Raw genomic sequence first — 17244 nt, forward strand, 5'->3', positions numbered from 1 at the left:
TCGTATCAGCACCCACCCAACGAAAAGGGCAGACTCCGAGTATTCGGCAGTCTGCTCTTTTTACGTTTCCAGCCAGACACATGGTTGTCGTTTGCAGGCCACTCTACACATGGCCTGCTTTTTGTTATCTCTTCCCGGTAGGCCACGCTTAAGTGGAAGATACGGTGAATACGCATGGAAGAGGGAACCGTTTCCCAGAAAAAGGGAGGGATTCGTGATGAAACAGTTGTTTCGCGAAACCTGGATTGAGGTAAATCTCGATGCCATCAAGAAAAACATTCGAGCGATACGTCGGCATATTCCTAAACAGACGAAAATCATGGCGGTTGTAAAAGCGAATGCCTATGGCCATGGTTCTGTTGGAGTAGCCCGCCATGCCCTCGAATACGGGGCTACTTCCCTCGCTGTCGCCATTCTGGAAGAAGGTATCGTCTTACGAAAGGCAGGAATTGTAGCCCCTATACTCGTGCTGGGATTCACTCCTCTTTCACGTGTCAAAGAGGCAGTCGCCTGGAATATTGAGCTGTCTGCCTTCCAGACTGATTGGATCAAAAAAGCCGATCAAATTGTCAAATCAACAGCTTTCTCCAATCGTCTGAACATCCATATCAACATCGATACAGGTATGGGACGTTTGGGCGTACGGACAAGATCTGGGTTGCTTTCAGTCGTGAAGGCCTTAACGTCAAGCTCTTCCCTTACATGGACCGGAATCTTCACTCATTTTTCCACTGCGGATGAACCCGATCACACATTGACCAAAGCGCAACACGAGTTGTTTGTTCAATATCTTCGTTATCTGAAGGAAAAAGGGTTCGAGCTTCCGACCGTACACATGTGCAACACCGCTGCTACCATTGCTTTTCCCGCATACAGCGCCGATATGATCCGCCTCGGAATCGGCATGTATGGGCTGTATCCATCCGCTTATATCCGACAACTCAATCGCGTCAAGCTCGTTCCGGCACTCAGCTTGAAATCGCGCTTCTCCTATGTAAAGACCATGCTGACGCCACCGTATACGATCAGTTATGGTGCTACATACATAGCAAAGCGCGGAGAGGTCATCGGGACGATTCCAATCGGTTATGCCGATGGTTATTCGCGCGCACTCTCTAACCGGGGATTTGTTCTGTATCGAGGCAAACGGTTGCCGATCGCAGGGCGAGTGACGATGGATCAGATGATGGTCAGCTTGGGAGAAGGCAGTGGAAAGCAAGGCGATGAGGTCGTGATTTACGGCAAGCAAGGAAACCGCGAGATTACTGTCGATGAGATTGCCGAAATGCTCGGGACGATCAACTATGAAGTCGTTGCCACCCTCAGTAATCGCATCCCTCGCTTGTTTTTGGAAAAAGGGGTGGTTGTCGAGATCTCTCATCTGTTACCGGAAGGTTAAATGAGGCAGCCTTGGAGAATAATTTTTCCGCGAAAACAAAAAATAGGGAAAACCAAATTCACAAAAAAGGAATGGAAACATGAAGTCGCGATTCACATTCGCCATCCTTCTCCTGTTGGCGCTGAGTCTGACTGTGATCAGCTGCAAGCCAGACTCAGCCTCCCAAATCCGTCAGCATAGCCTTAAGGCTCAACCCTCAGCTGAGAGAAAGGAATCGCAAAAGCCTGTCCTGCTCATTCTCATTGATTCGTTAATGGACAAACCACTTCAAGAAGCGATCCGGCAAGGTCGCGCTCCTGCTTTAGGTTATTTGCTTGCAAACGGGCGCTATTACCCGCAAGTTGTGAGTTCTTTTCCCACCATGTCGGTAACTATCGACAGCACGCTCCTTACAGGAACGTATGCCAATGAGCATCATGTACCGGGATTATCCTGGTTCAGCAACAAGGAAAAGCGGATGATTTATTACGGGTATGGTCCCAAAGAAGGTCTGAAGATCGATCAGCCACAAGTGCTGCTAGATATCCTTCATCAATTGAACCTGGTCCAGCTCAATCGAGATACGAAAACCATCCATGAAGAGTTGGCGGAAAAAGGCAAGGATACCGCTTCCATCAATGCTATTCTATGGCGAGGCACAACGCCGCACACCTTACAAATCCCCCGTCTCATTGATTTCGGCACGCGATTGCCTGGCGAACTGAATGTGACCGGACCAAAACTGATGTCGTATGCAGCATTTGCCCAGCTGGATCCGAATCAAAAGAGTGAAAAGCGCATTTGGCGAAAATACGGGATGAATGATGAGTTTTCCGCGCAGGAGGCTGCCTATCTCATCGCCAACAAGAAGCTCCCCCCTCTTACCATCGCCTACTTGCCGGAAAATGATATGGAAGTACATAAGAAGGGCCCCGCTACGATCAAAGGGATTGAAAAAGCGGATAAAGCGCTTCAAGCCGTACTCGATGCATTTGGATCTTGGGACAAGGCAATCAAAGAAGCGCGGTGGATCGTCATGGGAGACAGTGCCCAGAGTGCTGTTCTGGATGATCGCAAGGCCGCTACCATTGACTTGCGCAGCTTACTGACCGACTATCAAATAGCCAAAATCAGTCAGCCTGTCACCCCTTCTGACCAAATCGTGATTTCGGCCAACGAACGGATGGCCTATATTTATGCCCTGGACTCACGTATTCCGTTATCCGATATCGTAAAACGTTTGCAGCGTGAACCAAAGCTGGACATCCTTGCAAGAAAGGAAGACAAAAAGATTATCGTTACAGCAGGCAAAATCAACCGAGAGTTTAGCTATCAACCAAACGGTCCCTTTACCGATCCATATGGGCAAACATGGACCTTCAGCGGCGATCCGCGTCTGCTCGATATGACCATGAACAAGAACCGGATCACGTATGGGAAATATCCGGACGTTTTGGCGAGGCTCTACGGTGCGATGAATTCGCATGAAGGCAGATATGTGGTCGTTACTGTTCAGCCAGGGCATGAGCTCATTACCGAAAGTTCTCCCACCCATATCGGCGGAGCGGCACACGGTTCCTTGCACGAGGTGGATTCACTCGTTCCCCTCCTGGTAACTGGGACCACCACAGGGCCCCAAACTTTGCGTATCGTCGACTTGAAAGATTGGCTGCTGCGCCTGACAACCGAATGAGCGAATCAGCTTTTACAAAAAAGGGCAGGTATCGGCAAATCTGCCCTCTTCTCTTTTTATTTCACCGTCTCCAGCAATGTTGTAAAATTAGGAAAATAAAGGAGCTGAGAAGATGTCATTAAAAGAAACCTTGCTCGCGATTCGGGCGAATAGCTTTCTGGCGCCGCCACATGCTTTTGAACTGGCGCTCGAAATGGTTACGCACATCGGTTCAGCCGATCCCCAACTGCGTGATGAGCTCATCTATTCCACGTTTTCTCATTGGATAGAGGAAGGTGTGCTCTCCCCTGAACAGCTACAAGAGTTGCTAGCGATTGCACTCGACGACCAGCATTTATTTTATCGCATAGGTGAAAATGGGACTGACTCAGTATTCACGCGCTCCTTTTCCGTTTTATTGCTCCCCCTTATCCTGATCCTGCATCGGAATCATCCTTTTCTCGCCAAAGAAGCGATCCTTTACGTGAAGGACAAACTTTTCGCTTACATACGGCAAGAAACAGACCTGCGAGGCTATGTGGAAGAAAAGGGCTGGGCACATGCTACCGCTCATGCTGCTGACGCTCTCGATGACCTGGCCCAATGCTGTGAACTGGATCAGACTGACCTGAAGCAAATTCTCGGAGTCATCCGCGAAACAATCATAGGGGCGAAATCAGTTTATGCGCACGAAGAAGATGAGCGCCTGGTGACTGCTGTCCTTTCTGTCTGGAATCGTGATGAACTCTCCTTGGATGATATCGATGGATGGGTTCGGAGTTTTGCGAATCGTTTAGATAGTAGCTATTCAATCGAAGCGTACACGGGGCGAATCAATGCGAAAAACTTTTTGCGGAGCCTGTACTATCGCATCCACGACCAGGAAAAATATAAGCGGATAGCAGCGACCTTACTTCCTCTTAGTGCACAGCGAGCATAGTCCCCGAAAGCAAAAAACGAATGCATGTTCTCCTTTGTTTTAGGCACCCTACTGATGAGGAGGGATGATGCATGGATCAGCGGAGCTTTGAACAAATTTATGAGGCCTACAAAAATGCTGGAGAACAACAGGCGATCCAGGAAAATGGAGATAACAGCCCACTGACGAATACAGGAAAAGAGCAAATCGTGGCTGTCAGGAAAAACGACGATGGAGACTTGATCGCCTTTAAAACAGACACAGGCCGTGAGCTCGACTATATCACCGCACTCAACGATGCAAAGGCTGGCAAGCTGGCTCATGTAGACGTGTTTCACAAGTATGGGAGAGACATTCTGCGTAGTGAGCCAGACGGAATCAAGGAAAACAATTTGGATCGTCTACCTGACTTTTGACGGAAAAAAGGTCGCCCACAGCAGAATCGGGGCGACCTTTTTGTATCGACGCGTATTGGATTAGTGGATAAACTTACCGGTAATCGACTCTTTCGTGGCCGCCACTTCTTTTGGTGTTCCGCTCGCAACCACGTTCCCTCCAGAACTACCGCCTCCAGGTCCCATATCAATCACCCAGTCAGAAGCGGCGATCAATTCTGTGTTGTGCTCGACCATAAAAACGGTATTTCCGGCGTCGACCAATTTGCTCAAGAGGACATGGAGCTTCTCGACGTCAATTGGATGCAATCCTGTCGATGGCTCATCCAGTAAATACAGTGTATGACCTGTAGAAGATGCACTCAGCTCCCTAGCCAGCTTCAACCGTTGTCCTTCACCACCGGACAAGGTCGTCACGGACTGCCCCCATTGCAAGTAGCCGAGTCCTACCTCACACAGCAGGGTCAGCAATTGCGTCATCTTCTTTTGCTCGCTGAACAGGGAGAGGCTCTCCTCAATACTAAGCATCAATATATCGGAAATGGAATAGCCTTGGTACGATACCTCCAAGACCTCTGAACGAAATCTTTTTCCGCGACAATCCGGGCAGACGACCTGTAAGTTGGATAGAAAGTGCATGTCCACTTCCACTCGCCCCAGTCCCTCGCATCGCTCACATCTTCCGCCCGGCGTATTGAATGAAAAGTGTTTGGCATCCAAACCACGCTTTTTGGCTGCGGGCAAGGCAGCGTATATTTTGCGTAAGAGCGTGTACAAGTCGACGTACGTGGAGACATTGGAGCGCTGCATGCGTGATAGCGGCGACTGATCCACTGTTATGACGCTTTGAATGGCTTCGAGTCCTGTAATTGCGCGGCATCCTGCTGCTTTTCCCGTTCGCTTCTCGGCAGCGGCTGCCAGCAAATCGTAGACGAGTGTCGATTTACCCGAGCCAGAGACACCCGAAACTGCTACCAGCCTTCCCAGTGGGAACGATACCGTCACATCCCGCAAATTGTGCAACGTGGCCCCTTCAATCGTAATCCACTCGCCTGTTCCCTTGCGCTCTTTGGACGACAGCACTCTCTGCTCTTTCAAGTAGCGACCTGTGACAGAATGCGGTTGGTTCAGCAATTCTTTCAGCGAACCTTGCCCGACGATTTCGCCGCCAAAACGTCCTGCTCCTGGCCCTACATCGATCACGTGATCCGCTTCTTGAATGACTCGTTGGTCATGCTCGATGAGCAGCACAGTGTTGCCCAAATCACGCAGCTCCTTCATGACCTTCACGAGTCCATCCGTGTCCTTTGGATGTAATCCCGAGGTTGGTTCATCCAGCAAATAAAGTACACCAGTCAAGCCAGAGCCGAGAATGGAAGCGAGCCGCAATCGCTGTGCTTCACCGCCAGAAAGAGAGATGGCCTGTCGATCGAGAGTCAAGTAGCCCAGCCCCACATGGATGACGCGCCTGATCTTGATGAGCAAATCATGAAGGACAGCCTCCAAAATCGTGTCTCCTTCACGGACAGCTCGTACAAGCACACTCTCCACCCAATCCCCCAGCTCCTCCAATGAGCTCTTGGATAGGCTCGGCAGCGTCCTCCCTTCGACTGTAACGAGGCGACTCTCCTCCTTTAACCTCTCACCATGGCAGTCGTGACAAGGCTGGGTCAGAAAGTAAGCAGCTTCACCCGATTGTCCGTCTTTTTCCTTATAGCGTTGCCACATCCCTGTGATCACACCTTTAAACCTTCCCTTTCCTACCGTTTTCGGAGGCTGAACAGAAGGGAAGTGTCGAGAAAACTCCTCGCTCTCCACGCCATATTTGAGCAAATCCCACTGCGCTTCGTTGTACTCGTTCAAAGGCAGATTCATCGACAAGCCGTAATGTTTTCCTGCCGCCTCCATCACGCTGGCCTGATATTCATTAATCGCCTCGTACCAAAAGGTAACAGCTCCTTCCCGAATGCTCTTTGTTTCATCAAACACGGCTTCCACATCAATATCGACGACCGTCCCCAATCCACTGCAAGTCGGGCAAGCACCTTGGGGCGTATTAAACGAAAAATCTGCTTTGGTCAGAGGGAAATGAATATAGGCACATACCGGACACGTAACGGCTTCTGTTTCTTTGCCATTGGCAGCAGGTGCTATTGGTGTGTGACATTTTTGGCAGTGTCTCTCCCCCTTCTTTTCATAGACTGTCCGCAGATAGGTATACATGTCTGTAACGGTTCCCACTGTTGATCGAGGATTACGGTTGGTCACATGTTGACTGATTGCAATGGAGGGAGACAGTCCCTCGATCGAATCCACACGAGGCTTCGCTAGTGATTCAGATGACATTCCACTGGACTCCATATATTGTCGTTGGCATTCTCGTTGCAGAATATCAAGTGCCAGTGTCGATTTACCCGATCCAGATGGTCCGGTTACCACCACGAGACGATGCTTGGGAATCTCAAGAGAAATGTTTTTCAAGTTGTTTTCTCTTGCTCCCCGAATGCGAATCAAGTCTTTCATGCAAAAAACCTCCTTCATGATTGAAATGTCAGTCCCTTTCGCTGACGAAGACCGACCTGCTTGATCTACTATACAACATTCATGCAAGTGCCAAGGTTACTGCAAAAACGACCCTTTGACTACTGCTAGAAAGACGAAGCATCACGTCATGGAGCTTTAAAGTTTTTCTCGAACAAAACGACCCTCTCTTCCTTAGACCTTGCAGCAGTTGGACAATCAGTCCAATGCTGCATCGCTCTAAAAAGAAGAAAGGGCCGCTTGTTTGCGACAAGCTATTATAGTGTAGGAGAAGGAACCGCTGGCTCGTTCTCACCGCCCAAACGCCGGCGTGCCGTCTCCCTTTTTCTCGCGTAATTTTCCAAGTGCTCATAGGATCGCCAGTACTGGATTTGGGTGATTTCACGCAGATTAAAATGCGAAGTGTGACCCAACAGTCCGAGCTCCGGGTGCTGATACAACTCTCGCATCATGCCTCCCATGGCGTTGGCTACTGGCATCCATTTGTGAACCGCAAGCCTACGATTGATTCGCATCCCGATGATAAATACGACGAAAGGTCCTTCCATTTGTGCTGTAAAACGCCCCGGAACTACTTTTGCCATCCGACTCCCCTACCTTATCAAAGATTTGAGGTGCAACTCGTAAAACGCCATATAATCAGACACATGAAACAAATGTGCAGTCAGATAGGCTCCGTAAAAGATCGAGAATAGCAAAATAACAGCCTCTTCCTCCGACAAGTGAAGGGCAAGCTGTCCATCTTCGGCTGCTTCTTGCACGCACGTTTGCAACATTTCATGCAGATCAGTAGCTCGAATGGCTTCTCTCTCCTCTTCCTCGGGGAAGCGCAAATACAATTCAGCATCAGATAAAAGTGGGACACACGGGTGCATTTTTTGCTCGGCTAAAAAGCTGATAAGGCTAAGCATGATCCCAGGTTGCTTCTCACTATCGCATGTAACCTTGGCAAAAATATGCCGAACGGCTTCCCATCCCCTCTTACCTGTACTCCGCAACTCAACAAAGCACTCTGCTTGCCATATGCTCATGTAATAAATCAAGAGCTCTTCCTTTTGCGGGAAAAATTTAAAGAATGTGACCTTCGACACCTCTGCTCGTTCGCAAATGTCATCCACTAGGACATTTCGGAAGCTCCCGTCGCCTATCAGCTCCAAGGCAGCGTCCAGAAGGGCGAATTTAGTTTTGGCTTTCTTTTTCTCGCGTAGCGATAATGCTTCTGCCATCTTGAACTCCTTTTTCCATATTTCCACTTTACATTTATAATAGTATATAAATTAACTTGAGTAAAGTTTTTTATTCAAGTAAGCAAAAAAATCAGCTCTCCTATTCAAAAAAATGAAAACTTTAATCAAATGACTCCGTATAAAATAGGAAAACAACCAAGGCTAATTGGAGGGCGAAGAGATGAAAGCGATCGTATACGAGCAATATGGGCCGCCCAATGTCCTACAGCTCCGGGATGTCGCCAAACCGGTACCGAAGGACGACGAGGTATTAATCAAAGTCTATGCTGCAACTGCCGCAGCGGGGGATTGGCGTTTACGCAAGGCAGATCCTTTCCTGGCACGTCTGTTCAATGGTCTGTGGAAGCCGAGGAAAATCAAGATTCTCGGCTTCGAATTAGCCGGAGTGGTCGAATCAACGGGCAGTGGCGTTTCTCAGTTTAAACCGGGGGATGCCGTCTATGCTGCCTGCGGAATCGGCTTCGGCGCGTATGCCGAATACAAATGCTTACCTGAGAACGGTTGTATTACACTGAAGCCTGCGAACATGACGTTTGAGGAAGCAGCCGCGGTTCCGGTCGGTGCCTATACTGCCTTGCAATTTCTCCGGAAGGGCAATATCCAGCACGGCAGGCGTGTGCTCATATACGGTGCTTCTGGCAGTGTCGGGACGTATGCGGTACAGCTCGCCAAGTATTTCGGTGCGGAAGTGACCGGAGTATGCAGCACATCGAATGTGGAGCTGGTAAGATCGTTGGGGGCCGACCGAATCATCGATTATACAAAAGAAAACTTCGAGGACGAGACTGCGGTCTACGATATCATTTTCGATACGGTCGGAAAGAGTCCGTTTCAGGCATGCGTCGAGCGACTGACACCGAACGGTTACTACCTGCGAGCGGTCCATTTCAGCCCTTTGCCAATCGTTCGCGGGTTATGGACGAACATGACGAGTGGTAAGAAGGTGATTGGTGGAACCGCGAACGAAAACGCGGACGACTTGAGGTATGTAAAGGAGCTAATCGAGGCCGGCAAGCTGCGTGCCGTCATCGATCGCATTTATCCGCTAGAGCAAGCAGCGGAGGCCCACTCTTATGTGGAGCTGGGGCATAAGAAAGGCAACGTGGTGTTAACCGTGCGCCAATGATTACGCATCGATCGTTCAATAAATAAAGCCAATCAAAACACATTCTCTTTGTGTTTTGATTGGCTTCTTCGTTATTTCATCATTTTCCCCATCCGATAGGCTGCTTCCATGATATAAGGCGCATATTGGCTCATTTTTTCAGGAGTCAAGCGGTTGGAAGGACCCGACGCCGCAATAGACGCTACCAATTGTCCGTTGCGGTTGAATATCGGGACGGCTACGGCTGCTGTCCCCAGCTCCCGTTCCTCCACGCTAGTCGCGAAGCCTTGCTTCCTGATTTGATCCAATTGCTCAATAAAAGACTCCTTGTTCACATAGTCAGGCCAATTCGGGTCGCTGATGACTTCCTGCAAAATAAAAGGCTCTGCATATGCCACAAGTACTTTGCTGGATGCCCCCACCGTGAGTGGCATACGCGCTCCGATTGGCGCCACCCTGCGAATCGGCTGCTTGCTTTGGACTGCCTGTACGCGTATCCGCTCGTTTCCATCCCGCACGTACAGACTGATTGTTTCCTCCACCAAATCCCGCAATCGCTCCATCTCCGGCAGCAGCAAAATCGCTGGATCATCGTTTTGCGACAAATTGGCGGATAACTCCCAAACCCGAAACCCAAGTCGATACTTCTCCGTCTGAACATCACGTATCAGAAATCCTTTGTTCTCCAGCGTTGCCAGCAAACGATGCACGGTACTTTTATGCAAGGAGAGTCGACTCGCTATCTCACTCAGGCCCAGGTCCGTAGCGTCTGTAAAACAGAGCAGGATATCCAAAGCCCGATCGACTGCCCGAACGTTTGCTTTTTGTTCTTCTTCCATAAGTGTTTGACACCTGCTTCCTACTTTGTTCCGATCGTTTCGTCTGATGAAACGAATATGCTACTTTTCAGTATACGAAAAAATAAAGCATAGTAAAGAGCGAATCCAAGGTCCACTCCAAGACAGGAATGAAAAAAGGGTAGCCGACCTGTTGCGGCTCCCCTTTTATGCCTTATCGTTGTCCCTTTAAAAATCAAAGTTATCTGGGTCTGGCCCAAACCGCTTGTTGTCATTTACGGCAGTGATTTTTTCTACATCCTCTGCACTGAGGGAGAAGTCAAAAACATCTGCGTTCTGGCGAATCCGCTCTGGTGTGATCGACTTCGGAATCGTGACCACTTGGTTTTCCAAATCCCAGCGAAGCACAATTTGTGCAGGAGACTTGCCATATTTTTGTCCCAATTCCACCAAGAGAGGATGATCGAGGTTTCCTTGCATCAACGGGCTCCATGCTTCTAGTTGAATATGGTGCTCTTTGCAATACGCATGCAATTCTTTTTGGGTAAGCAATGGATGATACTCGACTTGGTTGACAACCGGAATGATCTCGCTATGTTGGCGTAAATCCTCGAGGTGGTGGCTATGAAAATTACTGACGCCAATCGCACGTACATATCCATCGCGGTACAGCTTTTCCAAAGCCCTCCATGTATCTACGTACTTGCCTTTTACGGGCCAGTGAATCAGGTACAAATCCAGCGTATCGATACCCAATTTTTTCATACTTTCATCAAAAGCCTTCAGCGTTGACTCGTAGCCTTGATCCGCATTCCACACCTTGGTCGTGATGAACAATTGATCGCGATCAATCCCGGCTTGACGGATTCCTTCGCCTACGCCGGCTTCGTTACCGTAGATGGCTGCTGTGTCTATACTGCGATAGCCCGCCTCAATCGCGGAACGGACGGCCAACGTTTCGTTTCCGTCTTTTGCCTTCCAGACACCCAGACCCAGCCAGGGCATCTTCACCCCGTTGTTCAAAACGGAATGATCTGTGATATGTGTTGCCATTGGATCTCCTCCCGTCTAACGCTGATATGTACTTACATTAAGAAAGTGTAGCATAAATACAGAATGAAGCAAACCTTGCTACTCTTGTGAATCTTGATGCGCCACGTCCTCTGTCCCAGCTGCCTGCGGTTTGATCGCCCACCACCTGATCCTTGCCCGATCTGTCTGAACAGCTCCCTTTACCTGAACACCGATCCGAAACGTTCCTTTCTGCGGATAAACGATGACCCCTACGGCAAAATGGGCTGCATCTGTCGCATACTCTGAATCATCAAAAACACTACTATGCCCGTACATCACTTGCTCATGTTGGGAAAGCAACTCATCGATCACATCTGCATGAAAATCCTCGACTCCTGCACTGACATACACGTTCCCTTTTCCGAGGGAGTGCTTGATCTCGTCAGAAAAATATCGATTGCCGATCCTGACTCCAAACGGCCAGTTGGACGAATATGGCTCAATCGGTATTTCCACCACGCCAGTTGCTACTTGTTCATTGGCCTTTCCGGGTCGGGGCAGACCAAGCTCAAACTGGTAGACGGACGCCAGATGATCGTAGCTCACATCAAACTGCGGCTTATCGCCTGCTGCGATTTCTTTCACACGCGTGGTCACCCGGAAGGAATCCGCATGGGACCCTTGCTCGACTTGCTTCCCCTTCTGCGCACGCAACGCAAGCTTTTGCAAAAGCGCTGGGGTATACACGTACTCACCAAACGGAACAGGAACAACCTTCTCAATGACATAGGTCGCATTCATTTGCAGCAAGCATACTTTTGCCAAATAAAGAAAAGGTTGTTCGTTTGCATGTGTCACCTGATCCAGCTTGCGATTGTAGTAATCGGACACGAGCCGCTCTACCAGATCGTCTGGCGTGATTTCGATTTTTCCTACAGAAACGAGATCAGTATGCACCAAGCGATCGCCGAGTTGAACCTCTGCCTTGCCCCCCAGCACTGCCAGCTCCACCGTTCCACGATCCCAGCCAGCCTTGATCGGAATGGAGATGACGTAATCCGTCTCTTTCGCGTCAACAGGCTCTAAGAAGGATACACTACCGTCACTGCTCTCCAAGACTGTCAGCCCTGGTGCATCCAGCTTGTATTGGAAGTGCACGCGTGACGTTTGTACCGTCTTCTCGATGTGCAACTGCAAGGTAAATACTTCACCTGGATTGACGTATCGTGGGGTCGCCTGCCAGATGCGCACCTGTGGATCTGCATATAGTAGCACTCTTTGCTCTACCAGTTGCACCCCTTCGATGGCAGCAGGATGTGGTGCCTCCTCTTTGATAAAAAGCCGATATCCTTCTGCCACTCGGTTGTATTCAGCCATTTCCTGCTCGACCGTTTCGGAGACGGAGAAGACCTGTTCTTTGCCTTTTTCATCATAGGACAAGCAGACGTACACATTTTTCGCGTAATCGTTGTTGCTAAAGCCTTCCATCATAGACAGCTTCAGCTTCACAGGCTCAGGAAGTACGATTTCCCTCCCGAGATAATCGAGAGCGACTCCAGCCTCGACCGAAATCTGCTTTTCGTCCACAGCGATCACTTGCAAACCGCATACCACTCCACCCCCGTGAAGCAAGCGATTGGTGAGTCGACGTTTGTCATTGAAATAGCGCTGTTCTGATTCGAAATCTCTGACGGTCAACAGCTTCCCTTTGAAATACACATTCCGTTCATGTGGAAAATAACGCAGATTCTTCATCTCGAACACCTCACTTTGCGTAAAAATCTCGGCTTCTTACTCCAGCTCTGCATCCAGGCCAATCCTCGTGTCATAATCGATTCGTCTGCTGCGGTCCTTCCCGCTTAGTACCGTGTTGTATGGTATGGATAAATTTTGATCAAGCGTAAGGAACGACGGCTCTGTCAAATAAGAATTAATCCCCACGTAGCTATGGAGGTCCGCGTAGATGCCCGGGCGCAGAACGATGAGCTTCGCCTCTGTAAAAGCAGGCTTTTGATCTTCCAAAATCTTTTGCAGAACCGACTGCTCCCGCTCTGTTTTCGCGCATTCCTGTGAAACGATCAGGCAAAATTGATACGGATGATCCATGTATAAGGAAGAGATCAGCTCGTGCAGCTCCGGGATCGCCTTCATGTCCCTAATTTGAAAATACTCTACGATCATCGGGCGCTCGCCGGTATACAGCGCCACCATCTTTTCCAAGCCCGCACGAGTGCCCCGCTCTGCGTACAGCTCTGGCGCACGACGAATCAACTCTCGTCGCTGCGCCTCTGTCCAATGCTCTTCCCTGCCCATCCCTAACCAGGAAGCGAGCCAAGGGACAAATTCGCTAGGTGTCGTATCTGGATCGAACAACCGCGAAATGGTATCAATCTGTTCCTCCAGCTCCAAGTAAAACGTCCCGAAAAGGGAGAGGAAGCGCTCCAAAAAATCAGCACTGGCAGGTTCACTTTGATAAGTCGCTGGTAGATACCGCAAAAATGTGTCGCGCGGCGAGTAAATCCGCAATTGCCTGAGCAACGGGGAGTGACGGTCAGTACCGAGCCATTCGATTTTGATCCATAAGTAACGACCTTTGGCTGAATGAAACAACGCATCTGAGGCGTTGATTACCGGCTCCGACCATAGATTGGCCGACCTTTGCAGCTTGGTTTTCCAGTCCATGTCGGGTGCCAGCAAAAAATCATCCAGGTTGTGTACGGCTCCATGAATCACATGCTCTTTTCGATCAGAAGAAAACGTCGAGATGAGTAATTGCGTTTCTTCCGGTATGTCTGCATCCAGCGTAAATTTATGCCACACCGTTTCAAATTCCGCGCTATCCAATGCACGAGAGAAGTAGATGCCCGTGGGTATTCCGGTCGCATCCAAGGTGGACGTCCGCGAGACGAGCCGCAACATGGTCAGAACATTTTTCTGTGCGTCCCAAACATACAAACGTTGCTGATTGTCAAAAACGAGCTTGTCTGCTCGTCCATGGTAGTTGGTTAGTGGCGTGAGTGCTTCTCCCGTTGGTTGAAACCGCAAAATGAATCGGGTATGATCATGAGCCGAATCGATGGAACGACTATCACCCACGTAGAGAATGGGACCTGGACCCACTGCAAATCCCGCGGGCTTGGTGCCTGACGGGATCGCCAGGTTGCACACATCGGAGCCTTCCGAAGAGAATCGAAACACTTGATTCGTCTGTGCCCAAAATAGATAGGCCTCGCCCGCTTCGGCAACGTACAGGCGAAACACCCTTCTTCGCCTGATCTCACGGAGTGTAGCTGTCTCTGTTACTTTCAATTCCGCATGCGCGTATGTAGCGTCTATTTTGCCTGCCCGATTCAGCCGAAGGACGACGACTTGTGTTCCCGCCGCGATTTCCTTCCGTTCATTATCTCGATCTACGACCACAGGTGTCGTGATGTAAAGATGTCCTTCTTCATCCAGCCCTGCATCCAAAGGAAAAAGCCGCTGTCCGTCCCCATCTTCCCAGCTCCAAACGCATTGGCCGTTGGCTATGGAATAAACTCCGACTTTTCGCCTCGCTTCGGGGTCGATAATGTACACGTATTCATCGTCAGCGACGAGAAACGAGTCTTTGGAAAACAACCCCCGTCCAGCGCGAAACACCGTCTCCTTGAAGTTGTTGCTGTCATCGTAATGCGTGATATGCCCGCCCTCATCCAGCCAAAGCAACGAACCGACGCGTGCAATGGAAAAATCCAAGAGTCGAGAGTGATGTGTCGTCCCAGCTTGATGCACATGATCGATCACATATTCGGGCGATTTGTTCAGCGCGATCCCCTCGTTGGAGACGTGAAGGTTATACCAAGCCCCCCGCTGCCAATCGGACGGATTGTTCAGGGAAAAGAAACGATTCATTGTATCCACGCCCACTCCTCCGTTTGTTCCCGTCTATCTTTCTCTATCCACAACGAGCTCCAGAACATGTTCTCCTGAGTACACCAGTGCATGGAGCGGAATCTGAATATCTCCCCCTTCATCCCTGATGATGCCTGTACCCTCTGTGGAAACCCACAAATCCGTCACGTATAGCACACCCTCGATCTGGTTTAACACCTCGTAAAGATCGCTTTTATAAACAGGTCGACCAAATTCCCATCCTTTTCCTTGATGAGTCGAAGAATCTTGGACATTCAATGGCGTCAAATACCGCTTCAGTGCCTGTAGCACGATCTGCTTTTTGTCTGCAAACGCAGGCTCCACCACGATTGTCGCGAAAACGGTCACTTTGATATAGGCTGGAGCAGTCACATGGACTTCTGTCGTCAGCAGCCTTCGCTGTTCCAATTGGTGGCGAACGGTCCGAAGGAAGCCTTCACTTGGCAGTGGTGTCGGCTGGTCGCTGAACGGGACGATGACGACGGTCATTTGAGCGGCTGCGTTTTGCTCGGTTGCTCCCATTTCCCCTACTTTATACAGGGGGATGGCCTTCGCGCGGGCCACTCGCAATCCGGGAGTCGACAGCGCGATGGCCTCATAATCTTCTGCTGTAACGGCCCGCTGCGGTTTCTTCCATTCCATTCTCATCCTGCGTTTGGCTTGATCGATCGTTTCGCGCTCGCTTCCCCCACTGGCTGGACGGGGATTCGTCACCTGCGCGGTAGTTCGCTGCCTGGCGAGTGGAAGGAACCGGGTAATTTGGCCACCCTGTACATTCCCCTTCGCGCCTTGGCCTGTCTGACACGATATGATCCGAATGCCCGCCATGCCTTCCAGCCTTTCGGGAATGGCTCCGTGCTCATTGTTGCCAAACGCGATTTCTGCCCCGTCCGAATCATTCAACATAAAATGGCGGTCCTGTGGTCCCGATCGATCAAAATCAGTGACCAGCAACCAGTCTTCCCAGACGGGAAACGGACTGCCTTCGACCTGACGCGCCACCTGAATGACAAACGTTTCTGGCAAGATCGATTGGACATTCAACCGGAACATTTGATGTGGCAATCCACTGCTTTCTCCAATGAATCGCTGCCCTGCAAAGTCACTCCGATAGGCGATGACCCGAATATTTTTGCGGCCCTCAGGTATTGCACTCCCAAACCGAATCATCGTAGCTCCCTGTTCTGAGTCGCGCGAAACGCGAAAAGAGAATGCACCTGTATCGGCTTGATCTGGTTCATCTTGATCCCATCCACTTTGCCAATAACGCCCCTTTTTGCATTGAACCTCTACTGTGCCTTCATACGATAGCGAGCTTGCAAGCACGATCGTCTGATCCACTTGACCCGTTCCATCGTACTCCCACACTTGACTGAAGGTTTCACGTTGGATGGCGTTCACGGTGTTCAGCTCTATTTTTTCCATGCGTGGAGCCAATTCGAATCGACCTGCACGCAATGTCGCACAGAGCCAAAATCGAGGCCGATCATTGGCGGGGTAAAGCATGATTGGCTTCATTGCCCCTTCAAGCTCGATCAGGACTCGTCCCGAAAAGGAGAGATGCAGCGTTTCATCCGAGACTGGTAACGGACTCCATCCCATTTCTTGCGTGCGCTCGTTCTGTCCATAGTACTCCCAAACGAGACTCGCCGATGGAACGAAAAGGGACGTGGGTGTAAGCGAGACCATTGGGACAGGATAGTCTTCAAACAGACGCAAACCGATGGAGACTGCCTTCCCCACTGGCAGCGGTCGATCAAAGCCTAAGTAAATCTTGTTCCCTATCCTTGGTTCCTGGCCAAATGCGTAGTAGGAAACACCGTTATGCGCATTAGATGAACTCACATCCGCCGTCCCGCTTTCTGTATGAACCAGAACACGCTCCAGACTGGCTGGTACCAGAACAAGCGAATGTTCCGTCTCGAAAGGAAGATTCCCCGCGAACAATCTCGTCTTCTCCGGAAGAATCGCTTCTTCTGACACGTCGAAAAACGTAACATCAGTCGTCGCACATGACTGATGTTGTGGGTGTACACCCATGAGCTGCAAAAATTTCCGTTCGTTCTTTTCCGTTATCCGATTGAGATAGTATTGCTGCATTTCCATCAACCACGCGAACATCTCCAAAAGCGTAATGCCCGGATCGTGATGACGGTGATCACCCCACTCTGGCTGCAGCTTGGGGATCGCGTTTTTTGCTTGTTCTAGGATCTCTTCAAAGTGGCGATCATCCAGATTCTTGGATGGAAGCATAGCGCACACTT

General features: G+C 50.0%; 13 protein-coding genes. 5 read left to right on the forward strand and 8 right to left on the reverse strand.

Annotation, left to right across the window (positions count from 1 at the left end; all coding sequences use genetic code 11):
• Positions 1 to 217: 217 nt before the first annotated feature.
• The 4 genes from alr to HPY27_RS21630 all read left to right on the forward strand — a co-directional run bounded on the left by alr (position 218) and on the right by HPY27_RS21630 (position 4385).
• Positions 218 to 1399: an alanine racemase gene (gene alr, locus HPY27_RS21615; RefSeq protein WP_174225910.1), complete on the forward strand. Its 1182-nt coding sequence runs from the start codon at positions 218 to 220 to the stop codon at positions 1397 to 1399.
• 79 nt (positions 1400 to 1478) lie between these two features.
• A complete protein-coding gene (locus tag HPY27_RS21620; protein WP_174225911.1) occupies positions 1479 to 3071 on the forward strand; it encodes an alkaline phosphatase family protein in 1593 nt (530 codons plus the stop codon).
• A gap of 112 nt (positions 3072 to 3183) precedes the next feature.
• Entirely contained in the window at positions 3184 to 3990 is an 807-nt protein-coding gene (locus HPY27_RS21625) for a DUF2785 domain-containing protein (protein WP_174225912.1), read from the forward strand.
• A 71-nt stretch (positions 3991 to 4061) separates the two neighbouring features.
• Complete coding sequence (locus tag HPY27_RS21630) at positions 4062 to 4385, forward strand: DUF3892 domain-containing protein (RefSeq protein ID WP_017250483.1); 324 nt, start codon at positions 4062 to 4064, stop codon at positions 4383 to 4385.
• 60 nt (positions 4386 to 4445) lie between these two features.
• Here the strand turns inward: HPY27_RS21630 and uvrA are convergent, their stop codons facing one another.
• From uvrA to HPY27_RS21645, 3 genes are all read right to left on the reverse strand, one after another.
• Positions 4446 to 6887 (reverse strand): excinuclease ABC subunit UvrA, encoded by a 2442-nt coding sequence (uvrA, locus tag HPY27_RS21635; RefSeq protein ID WP_174225913.1) that lies wholly within the window; start codon positions 6885 to 6887, stop codon positions 4446 to 4448.
• Between the two features lie 275 nt (positions 6888 to 7162).
• Positions 7163 to 7489, reverse strand: coding sequence for a monooxygenase family protein (locus HPY27_RS21640; RefSeq protein ID WP_174225914.1), 327 nt, complete (start codon positions 7487 to 7489; stop codon positions 7163 to 7165).
• Positions 7490 to 7498: 9 nt separating this feature from the next.
• Complete coding sequence (locus tag HPY27_RS21645) at positions 7499 to 8131, reverse strand: TetR/AcrR family transcriptional regulator (RefSeq protein WP_017250486.1); 633 nt, start codon at positions 8129 to 8131, stop codon at positions 7499 to 7501.
• Positions 8132 to 8312: 181 nt separating this feature from the next.
• Between HPY27_RS21645 and HPY27_RS21650 the strand changes: the two genes are divergently transcribed.
• Entirely contained in the window at positions 8313 to 9278 is a 966-nt protein-coding gene (locus HPY27_RS21650; RefSeq protein ID WP_173623690.1) for an NAD(P)-dependent alcohol dehydrogenase, read from the forward strand.
• 71 nt (positions 9279 to 9349) lie between these two features.
• Here HPY27_RS21650 and HPY27_RS21655 read toward each other — a convergent pair whose 3' ends face one another.
• The 5 genes from HPY27_RS21655 to HPY27_RS21675 form a co-directional block, all read right to left on the reverse strand.
• Positions 9350 to 10096 carry an IclR family transcriptional regulator gene (locus tag HPY27_RS21655; protein WP_017250488.1) on the reverse strand — a complete coding sequence of 249 codons (747 nt, stop codon included), beginning with the start codon at positions 10094 to 10096 and terminating at the stop codon, positions 9350 to 9352.
• A 186-nt stretch (positions 10097 to 10282) separates the two neighbouring features.
• Positions 10283 to 11107 carry an aldo/keto reductase gene (locus HPY27_RS21660; protein WP_017250489.1) on the reverse strand — a complete coding sequence of 275 codons (825 nt, stop codon included), beginning with the start codon at positions 11105 to 11107 and terminating at the stop codon, positions 10283 to 10285.
• 78 nt (positions 11108 to 11185) lie between these two features.
• The gene (locus HPY27_RS21665) at positions 11186 to 12823 is read right to left on the reverse strand and encodes a hypothetical protein (protein ID WP_174225915.1); all 1638 of its coding nucleotides are present in this window, start codon (positions 12821 to 12823) and stop codon (positions 11186 to 11188) included.
• A gap of 36 nt (positions 12824 to 12859) precedes the next feature.
• On the reverse strand, positions 12860 to 14959 hold the full coding sequence (locus tag HPY27_RS21670) for a phage tail protein (protein WP_217438062.1): 2100 nt from the start codon (positions 14957 to 14959) through the stop codon (positions 12860 to 12862).
• A 33-nt stretch (positions 14960 to 14992) separates the two neighbouring features.
• A complete protein-coding gene (locus tag HPY27_RS21675; protein ID WP_174225917.1) occupies positions 14993 to 17233 on the reverse strand; it encodes a putative baseplate assembly protein in 2241 nt (746 codons plus the stop codon).
• Positions 17234 to 17244: the final 11 nt, after the last annotated feature.

It is taken from the genome of Brevibacillus sp. HB1.1 (assembly GCF_013332445.1).
Lineage (GTDB): Bacteria > Bacillota > Bacilli > Brevibacillales > Brevibacillaceae > Brevibacillus > Brevibacillus porteri.